The sequence below is a fragment of the Trichocoleus sp. DQ-A3 genome, assembly GCF_039961975.1.
In the GTDB taxonomy this organism is placed as follows: domain Bacteria; phylum Cyanobacteriota; class Cyanobacteriia; order Cyanobacteriales; family FACHB-T130; genus FACHB-T130.
In genome coordinates this window covers 327,690-346,007 of sequence record NZ_JAMPKC010000001.1, presented here as the reverse complement: position 1 = coordinate 346,007, position 18,318 = coordinate 327,690, and the positions used below count along the sequence as shown (strand labels likewise).

The window sequence follows — 18,318 nt, the reverse complement described above, 5'->3', positions numbered from 1 at the left end:
ATCGGCAATAGTATCAAATGTGTGATGGCGGATGCAGGGGAATTTCTATCAGAAATTGCGCCCCCTGACCGGGCGCTGAAATACATTTGAGTTGACCGCCGTGTTTTTCGACCACAATTTGATAGCTAATCGACAACCCAAGCCCTGTGCCAATACCGACTGGTTTGGTTGTGAAGAAAGGATCGAAAAGTCGCTTTCTGACTTCCTCTGCCATTCCTGGCCCATTGTCGGAAATCTTGATTACGACTCGGTTATTTGTCAACACGTCGGTACGAATCCGAATGATACTGGCGTCGGCTTTGATTTGTTCAAGCGATCGCTTTTTGTTAGACTCATCCAAAGCATCAATTGCATTGGTGAGAAGATTCATAAATACTTGGTTAAGCTGCCCTGGATAGCACTCTACTTTAGGTAGGTTGCCATATTCTTTGATTAGCTGGATAGGGGGATGATCTGGTTTGGATTTGAAGCGGTTTTGCAGAATTAGGAGCGTACTTTCGATGCCTTCATGAATATCTACCAGTTTCATCTCGGCTTCGTCAAGGCGGGAGAAATTGCGTAAGCTACGCACAATCTCACAAATGCGCTCTGCCCCCACATTCATTGAAGAAAGTAATTTAGGCAAGTCCTTGATGAGAAAATCTAGGTCAATCGCGGCAATTTCGTCTTGAATTTCTGGCGTTGGATGGGGATATTGCTGTTGATATAGTTGCAGCAACCCAAGAATGTCTCGCGTGTATTCGCTCGCCGGAGCTAAATTCCCGTAGATGAAGTTAACGGAATTATTGATTTCATGCGCGACTCCAGCCACTAACTGACCCAAACTGGACATTTTTTCACTTTGAACCAGTTGAGACTGAGTACGTTGGAGTTCCTGAAGCGTGGTTTCGAGCCGGGTGGCGTGCGCTTGCGCGATCGCTGCGGCTTCACGAGTTTGAGTATAAAGTTCCGCTTGGTTAATCGCGATCGCAACTTGGTCGCAAACCGCCGAAAGCAGTTCCACTTCATCCTCATGCCAAGTTCGAGGACTGCTAAATTGACCGCAGGCAACTACACCAAGTTCGCCCGTGCGAGTCATTATCGGAAAATTTAGTATAGAAACGTACCCCAGCGATTGGAAGAACTGCCGTGAATTGGGGTCGGTTAACGCTTCAATATTATCCAAATGGATGATTTCTCGGTTTAAGAGTTGTCTTACTTGAAAACTGGTCGGTTCCTCTGGATAGCAACCCAGAAAGCTAGGCAAATTGTCTACCTTCGCTTCATGCAATATCTCCCAACTTGCCGATTCACCATTGGGACGATACCACATGAAAAGGCACTGCTCAATTTGCAGCAGCCTGCGGATTTCCTGCACGGCTGTTTCCAAGATGGTATTGAGATCCAGCGAACTGCGAATTTGACTAGCAAGACGATTGAGTAGTTCTTCTCGCTGCGCGAGTTCTCGGAACCGAGCTTCTGATTGCCGCAACGCTTCCTCCACCTGCTTGAGAGCGCTGATATTACTTCCGGTGCCGATAATTCGATAGATGCGACCCGCAGCATCCCGCAGTGGAGTTAAAGTCGTTAGCCAATAAGTGTCTACACCCTGCAAGGGAATGCAATCCTCGTAAAAAGTACATTCCCCTGCGACGAGACATTTTGTATATCTCTCATGCAAAGAATTACCTAACTCTAAACCAAATAGTTCATGGGGAGTTTTGCCCATCGCTTGGGCACTACTGATGCCAGTAACCATCGCTATCGGTCGATTCCAGCTAAGGTAGCGAAAAACCCCTTGTGCGTCCACATCTAAAACAAAGATGGCGTTTTCCACGCCCTCGTAGATGGAATGGAAAAAGTCCTCACTTTGGATCATCTCTGCCGACAGGATCAATCCACCCCTTTCCCCGCTTGGGTGCTTCCAAGGATGCAGGCTCCACTTTATCGGCACCGAGGAACCGTCAGGGCAAACAAAGCTACTTTCCTGGTACTCTTCTACACTCGCCCCAGTTAAAACTAGCTCAGCCTTGTGCCGCCATTGGTCGGGAAGGTGAGGAAAAACTTCGTAATGCGATCGCCCAATCAGATTTTGCTCATCTAGCCCGTAATCGATTAGCCACCGACGAGAAGCGAGCAAGTAACGCATCTGGCGATCGCACATCGCTACGGCAGCGGGTGTATGTTGCAAAAATAGCCCAAACAGCTCTAAATTGTCTGAGGCGTTCATAGGTCGGCAAAGGCTCTTTTTGTAATGGCATTCAATTTAGAGGTTTTCAGGGTGAAATGCCCTAAACATTGCAATATTCAATTATCTAAACATTTAATTTAAGGCATCCACTCTAGTACGACGCCAACCCGACTATCTTTGCGTTGTCTTGCATTTTGCTTCTCAATGTCTGTCGATAAGCGCAGGTTGCGGGTAAAGGCATAGCCGACGGAAAGCTTTGTAATTCCGACTTCTTCATTCGTTGCTGGAGCAACCCAACTCTGAGTTAAGGAGATATCGGCTGCACCAGTGCGAGATAAAACGAATATCAGCTTCGCACCCACATGTAAGCCATCTGTTGAGTATCGGTCAGTTTCCAAATGTCGATAGCCCACCAGGGGCGCGATATTAACGTAGCCACCCAAAGGAAGTACGTAGTACCGTAAATCTGCTCCATAAGCCTCGCGCTGACCCTTGAACGCAGTTTGATAATCCCCACTGATGGTTAAGCCGGTGCGACCAATAAACACGTCCTCCACGCCAATATTGACTCCCCCGGCTTGCCCAGATGAAGGAAACTGGGAGTAGCCGAGGCGCACCCTAGTCCGAAAGCTGGGGTCATTGCGAATTTCTTCTAGCACATTCGGCACGTCTCGCCGCCAACGCTGCAAAACCGGGCTATTTTCAATAATTTCTGGGCTTAAATCCAACTCGCTAGCCTCTGGCTTGGGCGTTTCTTGTGGCTGGGTTTGAGCCTGGGTTTGAGTTTGGGCAGACGATATCCCCAAAATCAAGGAAGTGCTGATTGCGAACAGTATAGAGTTTCGCGCAAAGGCGCAAAGGCGCAAAGAAAGGCAAGTTAGCGTCTGTGCGTCTAGCGGGCTGAGGCGCGAGATGCTAAAGGTCTTCGTCATGGGGGTTGCGTCAGTTCTATATTTATGAGGAATTTTGATAAGGATAAAAAAAGTGGCTCTGCTTAGTGCAGAACCACTTTAGTTGAGGGAAGATGCTCAAAATTAGCGGGCTTTACCTTGCACGGCAGTCATATCAATCGGCTTGATTAGGTACAGGCGCAGCAGCTGCCAAGCATTAGAAGCATAAAGGGGTAGCTTCTGGAACAATTGCAGGAATTTGGGGGTGTTGGAGGTTGCGATCGCACCCAGCTTCTCATTATTTTTGATGCACACTTCTAGGCGCTCGTAAAATTCTGGCTTCTCTACATCCAGAATCACTGGGAACACCCGTCCTGCGGTTTCGTTGGTCTTCTGAATCACGTGAATGTCATATTCCCGTGCGTCCAGACCAAGCGTGGCATAGAATTTGGAACGCTGGATGTCGTTGAGATACATCGTCGCAAACACTGACAGCAGGAAGAAGCGACACCACAGCTTTGCTTTCCAATCATTCAAGAATTGGGGTTGCGCTCTCATTACGGCATCGAAGAAGTCACCGTGCCGGTTTTCATCCTGGCACCAGTTTTCAAAGAACCGGAAGATGGGATAAACGCGGTTTTCGGGATGGGCTTCTAGGTGCCGGTAAATGGTGATATACCGCCAGTAACCAATCTTCTCGGACAGATAGGTCGCGTAGAAGATGAATTTCGGCTTAAAGAAGGTGTATTTGTGATTCTTGGTCAAAAACCCTAAATCTAGTGACATATTGAAGTCTGACATTGCCTTATTCAGGAAGCCAGCATGACGAGCTTCATCCCGCGACATCAAGTTAAAGCCTTCTGCCAGAAGCGGGTTTTTGTCCTTCAATCGGCGTCCGAGTTCTTTGTAGAGTAGGAATCCGGAGAATTCTGCCGTGCAGGAACGCTCTAGAAATTCAATAAATAACTGGCGCGTCTCCCCATCAATATGATCCCAGGATTGGTCAAACTCGGCATCCCGCACGAAGTGGTGACGGTTGTAGTCAGCGCGGAATTCTTCCATCAGCGCCTTGAGTTCATCTTCATTTGGCGACAGATCCATCTTCGCCATTTCATCAAAGTCGGTGGTGTAGAACCGGGGCGTCAGTAGGGTTTCTTTCGCAGGTACTTTCACCCCAGGTCTTAATTCTTCAAAGCTGGGTTTTTTGAGGGAATCCACCATATTCTTTGTCTCTCTTGTTTCTCTTATTATTATGATTCCGTCGCTTTCACTCAAAGGCTTGCGTTCCAGTCTACCAATCTACACGAGAGCGATCGCACTTGTTACGTTAAGACTTACTACACGCTGTCAAGTTTTGTGACATCTTCAGAGTTCTTGCTGCTCAATTCCTAGGTGCAAGAGTGAAGAACAAAATCCTATGATTGAAGTTAGGACATCTGAAGCGCTAGGAATCTTATGAAGAACGTCTCGACTGCCTATGTTCTTTGGCTAGCCTGTTTTTTGTCCCCACCGATAGCGGGGATGCATCGCCTGTACAATGGCAAGATTGGCACGGGGCTGCTGTGGCTGTTTACGTGGGGTTTGTTTGGGGTCGGACAGTTCGTGGATTTATTTCTGATTCCCGGCATGGTGGAGGAACATAATGCCAAGCTTCAAGACCGCTTGGGGGTATCCTCCACGGGCGTGCCTCTATCGCCACCTGCGATCGCGCTTACCAAACAAGAGCTTACCCGCGATCAACTAATGGTTAAACTTGTGAAAGCCGCTGCTGCTAGAGGTGGCAAACTTTCCGTTACCCAAGCGGTGATGGATACAGGTGTAAGTTTTGCCAAGGCAGAAGCCACGTTGAAAGAAATGCTCAAAAGTGGCTACGTCATGGTTGACAATCACCCAGAAACTGGCGTTGTCATTTATGAATTTATCGAGTTGTAATGGCTCATTAGTCATTAGTAATTATCTAATGACTAATGAAATTCACCTTTCCCGACTAATTTCTTTCCAGCCACTTTTGAGCATTCAACCGCTGCGTCACGCCAAACACCATTAAATCCAGCGTGATCTTGCGCTCATCGCACAAAAAAGGCTCAATGATACTGGGTTTAGAGCCTTCAAAACAGGAAAAAGCTCTTTGTTTTTGAATGTCTTCTTCGGGAAAATAAAGGTTAAAGTTCCGCTTTCCTCCTTGCCAGCTCCCGTTGACTTGCCAGCATTCTGAGATTTCTTGAAGCGGCTTCTTGTCAAATTTCAGCTCTAAATTTTTGACGCCCTTTTTTTCAAGTGCTGTTTTCAAAGCTGGTAAATAGTCTTGTTGAATAAACTCAACAAAAGGCTTGTCTTCTACCGCAGGTGCCTTCTCTTTTTTAGCCGCTTTAGCAGCTGGCTTATCCCCTTCTGGCGACTCGTCCTTTTTAGCAGCTTTGGCACCTGCTGGCTTATCTGCTTTAGCAGCTTTGGCACCCGTTGGCTTATCCTCTTTAGATGCTTGAGCGGTTTTTTTAACATCTGGTTGAACCTGAGCCGAGTCATCTGGGGTTGATGCCTCTGTCGAAGATTTTTCTCCAGTCGCATTCGGATTCACCTCCGGATTCACAGCTTCTGGAGCGGGTGCGTTTGCTGTAGGAATGTCGGTTGCTACGTCAGAATCCGTACTGGGAGCATTTTCTTCAGAAACACTAGGAGCCTGCTTGTCAACAGTGCTAGGAGCCACCTCTCCGGCGTCATTGTGATTCGTTTCTTCTGCCATTGGACTTATCCGCAAGTTGGTGATTTTTTTGAATGTATGCAGCATGGATGAAGGTAGGATTAACAATCCCGATTCGAGATTGAAATCCTTTACTGCTCATCCTATCTTGGAATCAGCCTCCCGCCTGCGCTGCCACAATGCTTACCTCATCACCTTCGCTCAGCGGTGTCTGAGTTCCATCCAAAAAGCGGATGTCTTCGCTGTTGACGTAGAAATTCACAAATCTGCGGGGTTCGCCCTTTTCATCGCACAAACGCACTTTGATGCCAGGATAGCTTTGCTCCAAGGATTCGAGCAGTTCACCAATCGTACTGCCGCTGCCTTCAATGGTGGCTTGATTGTTGGTAAGTTTCTGGAGAGGAGTCGGAACGAGAACTTTGACTGTCATAGTTAAAGATTATTCAGTAGTCATTCATGCGTAGTCACGAGCGATGAGTCATTAGCAACCCCGGAGGAACTAATGACTCATCACAAAAAGCTGATAGCGGTTATTAAACCAGAACTTGCTGCCAGTCGAGGCGTTCGAGTGTCCGAGAGCGCTCTAATGCCCGCTCGAAACTATCCAGCTTCGCCTCAATTGTCAGGGGTTCCCCGATGTATCCTTGCACCGCTTCTTGGGTTTTCAGTCCGTTGCCGGTAATGTAAACAACGGTCGTTTCTTCGGGATCAATTTTACCCGCTTCTACCAATTTTTTCAGCACGGCGATGGTGGTGCCACCAGCGGTTTCGGTAAAGATGCCTTCGGTTTCAGCTAATAGCTTGATGCCTTCAACAATTTCAGTATCGTTGACTGATTCAATGTTACCGCCGGTTTTCTTGGCGACTTCCAGCGCATAAACTCCGTCTGCTGGGTTGCCAATCGCAATTGATTTAGCAATTGTATTCGGCTTCACGGGGGTTACGAAGTCGCGCCCTTCCCGATGAGCTTGGGCAATGGGGGAACAACCTTCAGCTTGGGCACCGCTGAAACGGACGCTCTTATCAGCTACTAGTCCAACGTTGATAAATTCTTGGAATCCTTTGTAGATTTTGGTGAACAGAGAGCCAGATGCCAGAGGAGCGACGATATGATCTGGCAGTTTCCAGCCTAGCTGTTCTGCTACTTCGTAGCCGAGGGTTTTTGAACCTTCCGAGTAGTAGGGACGGAGGTTAATGTTGACAAATCCCCAGCCTTGTGTGTTGGCAACTTCGCAGCAGAGGCGGTTCACTTGGTCGTAGTTGCCCTGAACTGCCATGACGGTGGGACCGTAGATGAGTGTACCTAGAACTTTACCGGCTTCCAGGTCGGCGGGGATGAAGACGCAGCAGTCTAAACCGGCGTAGGCCGCGATCGCTGCTGTAGAATTCGCTAAATTACCCGTACTGGCGCAGGATACTGTCGTAAATCCTAATTCCTGCGCTCTTGTTAAAGCGACCGACACCACCCGATCTTTAAAGCTCAGGGTGGGCATATTGACGGCATCGTTTTTAATATAAAGATTTTTAATACCCAGACGGCGAGCTAAGCGATTGGCTTTTACCAAGGGGGTCATGCCAGTTCCCACGTCAATCGGCTTTTCTGTGGCGACGGGTAAGAAGGAACGATAGCGCCAAATTGAGTTAGGCCCTGCCTGAATGCTTTCACGAGTGACGGTGCGGCGCAAAACATCGTAATCGTAGGTTACTTCCAGAGGGCCAAAACAAAACTCACAGACATGAGTTGCCTTAAGTTCGTATTCGGTGCCGCATTCTTTACACTTCAGTGCCGTAAAGGTTGCCGTTGTTGACTGGGTTGCCTGGGTCATGGGTATTTACACTCTAATCGTCCGTCATCGCTCGGTTGATACTAACACAGGCAAAAATACCCGTCAAATATATCCGACTCTTTTAGTCGGGATTAAATGTTGTCTATGATACAAAATTTAGCCCTCAGTCTGAAGACTGGGGCGATTATATTCCAAGCTTGCGGTCGCTAATTTAGGAAAAAGAGGGAATTGAAGCGGATTTGGGATGAAAAAACCGAATTTCTGGCGTTTAACTTTTGTCTTTCCTAGCCACCGCTAACAGGGGGAATCAGCACGACTTCATCCCCATCATGCAGAATCGTGTCTGGCTCGACGAATTGAAAATTAACGCCAAAGCGAGTAACTTGACGCCATTTGTCAAGTTCTGGATGTTCGGAAGCAAATTTATCTAATATCGCTGAAACATCTGTATTTGGAGGGATTTTCAGCACCAGTTCCGAAACGCCATAGGCTTCTTGATAGGCAGCGAATAATTTGACGGTAATCGCGATCGCTTCAGTGGACATAGGAACTGATGCTAGAGGTGGCTGGCATTAGATTAGCGCGATCGCCGACCATCTGCTTTATGAATGCCCCCTAATCCAAAAAGCGATCGCACCCAAGAAAGGGAGACGGGGCTTTTGGCATCTTCAACATCTGCATCAGATGCACTCTCTTCGAGGTTCTCGGCGTTTTCTGCATAAGGGAGGGAATTTACCACGTTCAAGGAATCTTGTTGCACCGCCGCCAATGCTTGACCCACCGCCACGATAATCTGAGGTGCTAACTTAGCTTTAGCCCGTTGCTGCTGTAGATACCATCCTCTGGGACTGGTCGCATATAGGGCTGGCAGACGATTCAGGGCGTAAGCGATCGCATGGGCTGGATTGATATAGTTGACCAACTTTGGCGGTAACTGCTGGAGTTGCCGGTGTACTTCCTGAGCAACTAACAGTTCCATGACATTGCAGTAGGTTAGAACTTGATTTGGTTGCATAATCTTCTTAAAGACTGAGCTGGCGATCTCTATAAAGAAGGACAGACGTTAAAGAAGGCGATCTCGCGAAGAAGGCGAGATCGCGCGTTATCCTCTTAGATTGCCAAAGACGCTTTAGCTTGACGGCTCACTTTTTTGCTGACTCTTTGGCTCAGTTTTCAGCGTACGGCTGCGATCGCTACACCGAAAGGTGAGCCAGAATAAGCGAGAATTGTGGTAAAGAGCTTAACTATGGCGGGGTCTCTCAGAGCATCTGCACGGGGACTAGAAAGCGTTGATAAAGCCCGAAAAAGGAAAGGTTGGACAAAAACAATGACCGTTTCTTGGTGGCAGGCTGCCCTAACGACCCAGGCAACCTTGAAACGGTTTTGGCAGAAAAAACCTATTCACCAAGAGACCTTTATTAATATTTGCCAAGCTGTCGGGATCGGCAACTGGAGGGAAATTGTTGATTCAGGTGCCGTTGAAGAAGCAGAAGCGCGTGAAATACCTATACTCGATTGGGGTGAAGCGCCTGATGTCTCTGGTTTCTATGGGCGCACAGAAGAACTCGCTGTGCTTGAGAAATGGATTGTCGCTGATAGTTGCCACCTAGTAACGCTGTTCGGCATGGGGGGAATTGGTAAAACAGCGCTATCCGTGATGCTAGCCGAGCAAATTCAGAATGAGTTTGATTATTTCATCTGGCGATCGCTTCGTTCTGCCCCATCAGTCGAAGACCTGATCGCAGACTTGCTCCGATGCCTCTCCAACGAGCAATCAACCGATTTACCAAAAGATATTGGTCGCCGAATCTCTCAGCTAATTGAGTCTTTGCGATCTCCCAAAGGAACAAACCCTTCCACAGGTTCCCATCGATGTCTGCTGATTTTGGATGAAGTCGAAACGATTCTAGGTGCTGGTCAAGCAACTGGGTATTATCGAGAAGGGTATGAAGGCTATGGCGAACTATTCAGACGAGTGGGAAGAGAGCGCCACAACAGCTGCTTAATGCTAATCGGTCGAGAGCAACCGAATGAAATTGCATTAATCCAGGGAGAAACTCCAAGCGTTCGTTCATTACTGCTGTCCGATCTCAATGATACAGACGCTTGGCAAATATTTAGAGCCAAAGGTTTGTCAGACGAGAACCACTGGAAAAGTCTTTTTCAAATCTATCGAGGGAATCCCTTAATCTTAAATATTATTGCCAGTTATATAAAAGACTCATTTGCTGGTAAAGTTTCTGATTTCTTAAAGCTAGAAACAATATTTTTAGGCGATATTCATCTAATTTTAGATACTTCCTGGCAACGGCTATCAAATTTTCAAAAAGAAATTATGTTTAAGTTAGCCGCTAATCTCAACCCCAGCTCTATCTTTAAATTAAAAGAAGAAATCAATCTAACGGTTTCGACTTCTGAAATCATGGAAGCGATTCAAGCATTAGAACGTCGTTCGTTGATAGAAAAGCAAATCGAAGGGAATGAAGTTATTTATACCCTTCAGCCAGTTGTGAGAAGGTATGCTAAAAGAAAAATTACTAAGCGAACGGTTGAACAATAAAGTTATTTTCCGAGAGGAAGTTATAATTCTATAACATTCCCACTCAAATCGGGATAGTGTGTTTGCCGTGAGTTATTGCATCAATCCTAACTGCCGCAATTTCAACGAACCTGGTAATCAAAGCACTTGTCCTGACTGTGGCTCTGAAAGTTTAGTAGAAGGGCGCTATCGGGTCATCCAACGTTTGGGCAAAGGAGGCTTTGGTCAAACCTTTGAGGTGGAGGACGTGCGTCGGGAAGGTATAAAAAAAGTCCTAAAAATTTTGCTTACTGATTATGAGAAGGCAATCTGCCTATTCCAGCGGGAAGCCGAAGTTCTAAAGAAGTTGAATCATCAAGGGATTCCCAAAGTAGAGGCAGATGGATACTTCCAGTTATGTCATCTAAAGAGCGAAAAGCCCTTGCACTGCTTGGTGATGGAGAAAATTGAGGGGATCAACTTAAAAGAATGGTTGAGCAGCCGGAACCATCAACCCATCAGCCAAAAGCAAGCGATCGCTTGGTTGAAACAACTGGCAGAAATCTTACAGCAAGTTCATCAAAGCAACTATTTTCACCGGGATATTAAGCCGTCTAACATTATGCTGCGACCTGATAATCAACTGGTGTTGATTGATTTTGGTGCAGTCCGGGAAGCTACGGAAACCTACTTGCACAAATTAGCCGGAAGAGATGGCACAGCAATAATTTCCCACGGCTATACACCCCCAGAACAAGCCGATGGTAGAGCTGTTTCCAAATCTGATTTCTATGCTTTGGGACGCACCTTCGTTCATTTGCTGACAGGCATACATCCCCATGACCTTCCTGAAAACCCTCAAACAGGTCAGTTGAATTGGCGAAACAGTGCCCCACAGATTTCACTAGAGTTGGCAACTTTAATTAATGACCTGATGGCCCCTTTCGCAGGGAATCGACCTGAAAATGCCCAAGAAATTGTGCAACGTTTAGAGGAAATTGAGACGCAAATCAACAATCATCGGCGGACACGATCTCCCGACGACACGCTTACTTTGCTTCCTGAAGGCAATTGTTCAGACGAAGAAGTTACCAGGAGTATCAACTCAGGCAATTTAAGGCTTGTACTCATTTGGGTCGTGAGTGCAATTCTCTTGACAGGACTCGGAATAATTATTTATGCGCTCGTGAAACCGCCGAAGGCTTGTGATTCCAATCTTGCAGACAATGTCAGTTGTGGAGAAGAAGTTTTAGTTCCCAGTTTGAAAGGCGCTCTCAAGCAAAAAGGCGTGCAAAAATTTGCCAGCGGTCAATATGCTGAGGCTGTTGGTTTATTAGAGAAGGCACGGAGCGAACAGCCAAGCGACCCGGAAATTTTGATTTACCTGAATAATGCTCGATTGATGGATAAAAAGGAAAAGGCATACACGATTGCTGTTGCCGCTCCGATAACCAACAATCCAAACAGAGCGTTGGAAATTCTGCGAGGAGCTGCCCAAGTCCAAAATGAAATCAATCAGGGTCAAAGGATTAGTGGTAAAGGGCTGAAAGTAGTCATCGCAGATGATGCCAATAATCCTGCCAAAGCTAAACAAATTGCCGAGTCATTGGTGTTGAAAAAGGACATTTTAGCGGTCATTGGTCACTATGCCAGCGAAGTGACACTGGGAGCGATCGCAATTTATCAACAGCACGGGTTGGTATTAATTTCTCCAGGTAGCACCTCGGAAGACCTCTCAGAGTGGAGCCAAAAGAGCGAACACGTTTTCTTTCGCACTGTACCCAGTAATCGCGTGAATGCCCAGGCTTTGGCTAGCTACATGATCCAAGCCAATCAGCGAACAGCCGCAGTCTTTTACTCTGGCACAAGTAATTACAGCAAATCTATCCGAGATCAATTTCACGTTAGCTTCCCCGCAAGTAGAGGACGGGTAAGAGCAGATTTTGAACTGTGCAAAAAGGACTTCAATGCTGTTGAGGCGATTAACCAAGCACAAGCAAAAGGAGCGACTACGCTGGTCTTCCTTCCGGATGGTCAGACCTGTCCTTTTTCCTTTCAGAATGTCTTAGCGGTGATTAAGGCAAATCAGGGTCGTTATCCGATGGTGGGAGCATGGGCTGTTTACAGTTCTGAGATTCTACAAATCGACCCTAAATATGTAGTCGGTCGCCTAGTAGTAACAGTCCCTTGGCATTCCTTGAGCAGCCCCAATCCAACGTTTCCCAAAGAATCTAAGCAGTTATGGAAAGCGGAAGTGAGTGGGCTGACCGCTACGACTTATGATGCAGCTCGTGCGTTAATAACGGCTTTAGCAAAAAAACCTCAACCGAATCGTTCTGACGTGCGGCAGGCTTTATCGGCTCCCGACTTTCGAGCCAATGGTGCAATGGGGATAATTAGTTTTCGCGGTGGAGATCCCAATGAGCCGATTTTTACATTGGTCAAAGTCGTGCCGTCTAACTGCTCGCTTTATGGTTTTAAGTTTGTACCTGTAGACTATCCCCCAGATAAACTTAAGGAAATAGAGCGCGGTTGCAAAAACTAAACATACTTATCCGAATGCTCTAGCGGATTGTAACAAATCCAGCCTTTTCAACCAGTTATTGACCCCGATCTGTTAGCAGTAACTTGGCGTAAGCTTCCCCAGATCGTTATTCAATTTGTTCGTTTTTTTTAACAATTACTGATAATCGGCGAGTTAGAGGATATTGACCATTCGAGAGTACTACCACTTGTGTAGAGCGTTTAATGTCATTAAGTCTCTATTTGAGTTCGCCATTCATCGTCAAACCTTTAACCTTCGAAAATTTTTACCTAGAGCCGTTTCTCTCAACTGAATTAAGGCTCGCTATATAAATCAACTCTAACAGTTTCTCCCCTCTAATTCTTATGAGTTCTCTGCGCCTCAGGGGTTCGTTTTTTATCGATACTTCTTTTTAACAGCAACACGAGAATGGCACCAATTGCTAATCCTACACCATGTGCCCAATACCCAACGCCCACGGGATTGACGCCACCGGAAATATTTAAGCTACCGATTCCATAAAACATCTGCTGAATAAACCACCAGAATAGATAAAACAAAGCTGGCAGTTCAATGGGGATAAACACAATTACCAGGGGCAAAATGGTATCAATTTTTGACTGAGGAAAACTCAGAAAATAGGCTCCGAGGACAGATGCGATCGCGCCATTTGCTCCAATTAAGGGCATCGTCAAAGTAGAGTCCAACCAAACTTGTACGATGCCCGTCAAAATGCCGCCCAGCAAGTAAAGTAGCAGAAACCGCCGATGTCCGAGAAGATTCTCTACACTCTTTCCAAAAACAAATAAGAATAGGAGATTTCCTAAAATTTGACCAAAGCTGCTGTGGAGAAACATCGCCCAGAACAGGGAACTGGACAACATCAGCAAGGCAACCCACGCCGCTGGATTTTCCCCACTGAGGGTATCTGAAATCACAGCACTGATTCGGGCAGGAACGATACCCCAGTGTTGGATAAAAGCGCTCAGCTTACCTGCAAGCTCTAGTTTTAGCTCCCACAGAAATAAAGCAACATTGATTCCGATCAGGGCGTAATTAACAATCGGTTTGCTGCGACTGGGGATGTTATCAGCAATAGGAATCATGAAGGTTTTAGATTTTAGATTTTGGACGAATCATCAATCCACACGCTATGCCCTCAAACTTATCCTAGTTCGCTAAACAAATCCGCCAAAATTACATTAGAAAATAAAAAACCTTCCGGATCGGTTAATCTCAATCGTCCCTTTGGTGGGAGTTTCTGGGCGTCAAGTGCGATCGCTTTCCCGCTTTCGCCGACAATTTCTACCCAACCTTGCTGGTAGTAGGGTTGCAAACACGTCCAAATTTGTTGCAGCGTCTGTTTGCCAAACTGTTCAGCTAAGGTTGATAAACTGAGACCCTCTGCTAGACGCAGCCCCAGCATCAAGGTTTCCAACAATACTTCAGATGTCAATGTTTGAGGACAATCCCACACGCCACCTGCTGTGACTATCTGTTGCACCCATTCGTAATATTCCCGTGTTTTGCGGGGACGGGTGAACCGGCACCCTTGCAAATAACTGGCGGCACCCATGCCAAAGGCATAGTAGGGGCGATTTTCCCAGTAAACTCGATTGTGGCGGCATTGATGACCGGGTTTGGCATAATTAGAAATCTCATAATGCTCATAACCGGCACTGGTGAGAACTTGCTGCGCTAGTCGGTACATCTCGGCAGCCATTTCATCGGTGGGAAGCGGTTTGGCACCGGGTTGATATTGACGCCCAAAGGCAGTAACGGGTTCGACTTGGAGATCGTAGATTGAAATATGAGTGGGCGCGATCGCTACTGCGGTTTCTAGAGATTCCTGCCACTGTTCCAACGTCTGATGGGGCAAACCAGAAATCAAATCTAAGCTAAATTCGGGAACCCCCACTTTGCGGACTAGCTCCACAGCTGCAAAAATATCAGAGACAGAGTGCGATCGCCCGCACACTTCCAATAGTTCTGGCTGAAACGCCTGTACCCCCAGACTGATTCGATTCACTCCAACTGAGCAGTAGCCTTGAAGTTGTTGCGAGTCAAAGGTGCCAGGGTCCATCTCCATCGAAATTTCAGCATCGGTGGCAATACCAAAACCAGCATCAAGTTGAGTCAAAATTTGCTTGAGTTGTTGCACCGATAACAACGAAGGAGTACCACCTCCAAAAAAAACTGTTTTTATGGAATTTCCTTGTACTGGTGTAACTTCAATTTCTTGGCACAATACCTCAACATACTGCTCAATTGTGCCAGAGTTCTTACCAGTCTTGCGATCCCCTACCACAGACACTGGAAAATCACAGTAAAAGCACCGGCGTCTACAAAATGGAATGTGGAGATAAGCAGAGCTGGGGATACCCAAATTAATATTTTTTGCGTCCGGGATTAAATAATTTAAGACCATATTTGTATCAATACTCAATATAGCGATGAAATCTTTAAATGTTTGATTAACAGTTGTTACTTTACTGAATTGTTGTCAGGTCTTTTCTTCTCTTAGCAAGAATACGTCAAGCCTATACCCCCTCTTGTTTCCTGCCTTTTAGAAGCGACATGATTGGCTAATTTTTCAGAAATGTTCTTTTAATAAATAAAGAGGTGGCTTCATAAAAATAGCTCAAATTGGATTAAATGCTGGTGCTAAATCAATGGTCATCCGCAAGAGTGAAGTCAATAACACAAAAGATATAATAAAACAAATGTAAATTTGTATCAGTTCTTGAGAGCCGCTTTCAGGAATTGAAGCAATCATCCCAAATAACTGGAAACCATGCTTGACGCAATCATTATTATTTTATTCATCCTAGCAGCGGCGGGAATCGGGTTCGACGCGATTGAATTACTGCCTAGCGGTGCCCTACATCAAGTCAGCAATCAGGACGCTTTACGCTGGGTCTTCGCCGGGTTTGCGGCCCTGGTTGGGGGCGCTGCCGGTTTGCTCGTGCAGACGACCTATCGACGCTTGGAAAAGAGAGTCCGGGAAATGCCGATCGAGGTCATTTTGACCAGAGCTGTCGGTTTGGTGATTGGCTTATTAGTTGCCAACTTGATGCTGGCACCCGTTTTCTTACTACCAATGCCCTTCGATTTTGCTTTTATTAAGCCTCTTGTTGCCATTTTAGGCAGTGTCATGTTTTCCTATTTGGGGGTCACTTTAGCGGATACCCACGGTCGTTCCTTCTTGAGGCTGATTAGTCCCCACAGCGTGGAAACGATGTTGGTGGCAGAAGGAACCCTCAAACCTGCCTCGACCAAGGTTTTAGACACCAGCTGCATCATCGATGGTCGCATTGAAGAACTGCTGAACACTGGCTTTATCGAAGGTCAAATCCTCGTACCCCAGTTTGTCTTGCAGGAACTGCAACAACTGGCAGATGGTTCCAACGATCTGAAGCGAGTTCGGGGACGGCGAGGGCTAGATATCCTGAACCAGATGAAGGATGCTTACTCAGAACGGATTGTAATCCACTCCGCCGATTACGATGAAATTCCCAAGGTGGATGCGAAGTTAGTCCGGTTGACGCAAGAAATCAACGGCACTTTGCTCACCAACGACTACAACTTGAGTAAGGTTGCTACTTTGCAGAAAGTGCCGGTGCTGAATATTAACGATTTGGCTCAGGCAATTCGGGCAATTTATCTGCCTGGTGATAGCTTGGATATCAAAATTATCAAGGGTGGCAAGGAACCAGCTCAGGGCGTCGGCTACCTGGATGATGGAACAATGGTGGTTGTGGAAGACGGGCGCGACTACATGGGTGGTGAAATCCGAGTGGTTGTAACCAGTGCCTTGCAGACTTCGGCGGGGCGAATGATTTTTGCTCGCCCTCAAGCGTCTGTTGTGGCTTGAGTAGCTTGAAGTGGCGATCGCCACTGGTGGCACCTAGAAAGCCCACAAGCACCACTCTTAAAATCTCACCGCCAAGAAAGTACGCAGAGGTAAATTGCTTCCTCTGCTTACCTTTGCGTTAACCTTGGCGTACCTTTGCGTTAAAAAAACCTACTCCTGCAAAATAGTTTTAGAGACGATCCGTGTCTTCTTCCTATCTGCTTCCGAAAGTTCTTCACCTGATTGCAAGCGAGTAGCACTGGTTTGGAGAACCGTCGCGCCTCCCTTGTCTCCCATTTGCAGGGCGGTTTTGGCGGCAGTTTGTAACATCGTCGCTGCACCCACGCGATCGCCTTGCTGCAATTTCGCCTCTGCTAACTGAGTTTGTCGGTATTTCGCTAACGCCAAAATAGACTGTTGCACCTGAGGATTGGGTGCGGGTTGGTAACTCCGGACAACATTCGCCTCAACTAAGACTTGTTGAGAAATTAGCCCCATTTTATCCTGGGCGGGATCGTCGTAACGGACTTGCACCTGGGCGATCGCTTGACGCCCTTCCGCTAGCTGGCTGACGTAAAGATTCGCCAAAATGATTCGCGGCACATCTTTCATCAAGTCTCCCAGACGTACCGTATAGCGATCGCCTTCTTGTTGCACCGGCAGTTCAATGGTATCTGGAGCAACTTGGGCGATGGGTTTGAGTTCCGCTAACCGTACCTTCGGCATTAACGAAATTGATAAGTAGGCATTTGTCAACCCCACCGCAGAGATTCGATTAAACAAGCGTCCAAACTCATTGACTGCCTGTTCGGGACGCTCAATATAGGACAGCGTACCGCCACCCGCATCAGCAATTTTTTCCAAAACATCCTGGTTCCAATGAGCGCCAAATCCCAATGTATTCAACGTCAGGTTGTAGCCAGTCGCCACTTGGGCAAATTTCAGACAGCGGTTGTTGTCGCCATGCTCATTTTCGCCATCTGTTAACAGAAAAGCTTGAGAAACCGTTTCCTTTTTGCCCTTCGCCAGTTCTTCAATTCCCAGTTTTAAACCCTCATCAATCGCCGTACCCCCATCTGCACTGAGCCGATTAATCTGTTTCTTAATATTTTCTGGGTTGTCAATGACTTGGTTGGGGACAAGCACTTTGGCTTTGTGATCGAAGGCGACAACCGAGATGCGATCGCCCGGTGTAAGACGATCCACCAGACCGATCGCTGCCTGTTTCACCGTTTCCAGGGGGCGTCCATTCATCGAGCCACTGTGGTCGAGAATTATGCATAAATTGAGCGGGGCACGATCTTCAAGATCCCCAGCGATCGCAGAAATAGAAATTTCTAGTTGACGCTGGCTACTCGTTTGAGTCGCGTCAATATTCATATCATTCAAAGCAGGCTGTAAACCAACTCTCATAGCACGCTCATTCCTGGCAGAACAAGAAGGGATCGGAGTAACCACAAGACTAAACGCTGACGCTCCGGAAAGGGAACCATAAAATTACCCCAACCGCGACCGGGCTTATTTTCTACAATAGCTTGCAGCCCAACACGGCGGAAGCAGCCAGCCAAAAGATCGCAATTCTTTGCAGAGGAAAACGCGATCGCTGGGGTGGATTTCACCCATCACCTTTCGCAAAAACCGATACTTAAACTCAGGTTTCTCTGTTTAAAAACCCAAAAATTAGAAGAGTTTAAGACCCATTTTCCGGCGTCCCCTCCCAAAAAGCCCGCTGACAGGCGCTAAAGCGACATCAAGCCACCCTCAACCTGACTAAAAGCGGTAAGGGGAGTAAAACTGCTAGAATCCAGTCAGTACGGTGGGGCACACCGGAATTAATGTCAAATTAAAGATAGCACCACTATTGCAGCTTTCCGA

At 46.8% G+C, this 18,318-nt stretch carries 16 protein-coding genes; 4 read left to right on the top strand and 12 right to left on the bottom strand.

The annotated features are described in order from the left end of the window. Positions 1-13: 13 nt before the first annotated feature. The 3 genes from NDI44_RS01435 to acsF form a co-directional block, all read right to left on the bottom strand. On the bottom strand, positions 14-2,209 hold the full coding sequence (locus NDI44_RS01435; RefSeq protein WP_190413141.1) for an ATP-binding protein: 2,196 nt from the start codon (positions 2,207-2,209) through the stop codon (positions 14-16). A 98-nt stretch (positions 2,210-2,307) separates the two neighbouring features. After that, positions 2,308-3,102: a hypothetical protein gene (locus NDI44_RS01430; RefSeq protein ID WP_242037087.1), complete on the bottom strand. Its 795-nt coding sequence runs from the start codon at positions 3,100-3,102 to the stop codon at positions 2,308-2,310. 102 nt (positions 3,103-3,204) lie between these two features. Next, entirely contained in the window at positions 3,205-4,281 is a 1,077-nt protein-coding gene (acsF, locus tag NDI44_RS01425; RefSeq protein WP_190413139.1) for a magnesium-protoporphyrin IX monomethyl ester (oxidative) cyclase, read from the bottom strand. 234 nt (positions 4,282-4,515) lie between these two features. Here acsF and NDI44_RS01420 point away from each other — a divergent pair, with 234 nt between their 5' ends. Continuing rightward, positions 4,516-4,992 carry an NINE protein gene (locus NDI44_RS01420; protein WP_190413137.1) on the top strand — a complete coding sequence of 159 codons (477 nt, stop codon included), beginning with the start codon at positions 4,516-4,518 and terminating at the stop codon, positions 4,990-4,992. 55 nt (positions 4,993-5,047) lie between these two features. Here NDI44_RS01420 and NDI44_RS01415 read toward each other — a convergent pair whose 3' ends face one another. The 5 genes from NDI44_RS01415 to NDI44_RS01395 all read right to left on the bottom strand — a co-directional run bounded on the left by NDI44_RS01415 (position 5,048) and on the right by NDI44_RS01395 (position 8,563). Further along, on the bottom strand, positions 5,048-5,803 hold the full coding sequence (locus tag NDI44_RS01415; RefSeq protein WP_190413135.1) for a DUF2996 domain-containing protein: 756 nt from the start codon (positions 5,801-5,803) through the stop codon (positions 5,048-5,050). A gap of 112 nt (positions 5,804-5,915) precedes the next feature. After that, positions 5,916-6,191 carry a MoaD/ThiS family protein gene (locus NDI44_RS01410; protein WP_190413133.1) on the bottom strand — a complete coding sequence of 92 codons (276 nt, stop codon included), beginning with the start codon at positions 6,189-6,191 and terminating at the stop codon, positions 5,916-5,918. Between the two features lie 103 nt (positions 6,192-6,294). Beyond that, the gene (gene thrC, locus NDI44_RS01405) at positions 6,295-7,587 is read right to left on the bottom strand and encodes a threonine synthase (RefSeq protein WP_190413131.1); all 1,293 of its coding nucleotides are present in this window, start codon (positions 7,585-7,587) and stop codon (positions 6,295-6,297) included. 245 nt (positions 7,588-7,832) lie between these two features. Beyond that, positions 7,833-8,093, bottom strand: a complete 261-nt coding sequence (locus NDI44_RS01400; RefSeq protein ID WP_190413130.1) for a MoaD/ThiS family protein — start codon at positions 8,091-8,093, stop codon at positions 7,833-7,835. Positions 8,094-8,125: 32 nt separating this feature from the next. Next, positions 8,126-8,563, bottom strand: a complete 438-nt coding sequence (locus NDI44_RS01395) for a late competence development ComFB family protein (protein ID WP_190413128.1) — start codon at positions 8,561-8,563, stop codon at positions 8,126-8,128. A 231-nt stretch (positions 8,564-8,794) separates the two neighbouring features. Between NDI44_RS01395 and NDI44_RS01390 the strand changes: the two genes are divergently transcribed. Both NDI44_RS01390 and NDI44_RS01385 read left to right on the top strand, forming a co-directional pair. Next, positions 8,795-10,108, top strand: a complete 1,314-nt coding sequence (locus NDI44_RS01390; protein ID WP_190413121.1) for an NB-ARC domain-containing protein — start codon at positions 8,795-8,797, stop codon at positions 10,106-10,108. Positions 10,109-10,175: 67 nt separating this feature from the next. After that, positions 10,176-12,611 carry a bifunctional serine/threonine-protein kinase/ABC transporter substrate-binding protein gene (locus NDI44_RS01385; RefSeq protein WP_190413119.1) on the top strand — a complete coding sequence of 812 codons (2,436 nt, stop codon included), beginning with the start codon at positions 10,176-10,178 and terminating at the stop codon, positions 12,609-12,611. A 335-nt stretch (positions 12,612-12,946) separates the two neighbouring features. On the opposite strand, the gene NDI44_RS01380 is transcribed toward NDI44_RS01385, so the two are convergent. Both NDI44_RS01380 and hemW read right to left on the bottom strand, forming a co-directional pair. Beyond that, positions 12,947-13,696, bottom strand: coding sequence for a rhomboid family intramembrane serine protease (locus tag NDI44_RS01380; RefSeq protein ID WP_190413117.1), 750 nt, complete (start codon positions 13,694-13,696; stop codon positions 12,947-12,949). 59 nt (positions 13,697-13,755) lie between these two features. Beyond that, on the bottom strand, positions 13,756-15,018 hold the full coding sequence (hemW, locus tag NDI44_RS01375) for a radical SAM family heme chaperone HemW (RefSeq protein WP_190413115.1): 1,263 nt from the start codon (positions 15,016-15,018) through the stop codon (positions 13,756-13,758). Positions 15,019-15,384: 366 nt separating this feature from the next. Here hemW and NDI44_RS01370 point away from each other — a divergent pair, with 366 nt between their 5' ends. Then, positions 15,385-16,464: a PIN/TRAM domain-containing protein gene (locus NDI44_RS01370; RefSeq protein WP_190413113.1), complete on the top strand. Its 1,080-nt coding sequence runs from the start codon at positions 15,385-15,387 to the stop codon at positions 16,462-16,464. Between the two features lie 150 nt (positions 16,465-16,614). On the opposite strand, the gene NDI44_RS01365 is transcribed toward NDI44_RS01370, so the two are convergent. Continuing rightward, entirely contained in the window at positions 16,615-17,856 is a 1,242-nt protein-coding gene (locus tag NDI44_RS01365) for a VWA domain-containing protein (protein WP_190413111.1), read from the bottom strand. Continuing rightward, positions 17,853-18,062, bottom strand: coding sequence for a hypothetical protein (locus tag NDI44_RS01360; protein ID WP_190413110.1), 210 nt, complete (start codon positions 18,060-18,062; stop codon positions 17,853-17,855). Before NDI44_RS01360 ends, NDI44_RS01365 begins: the two co-directional genes overlap by 4 nt. Between the last annotated feature and the right edge of the window lie 256 nt (positions 18,063-18,318).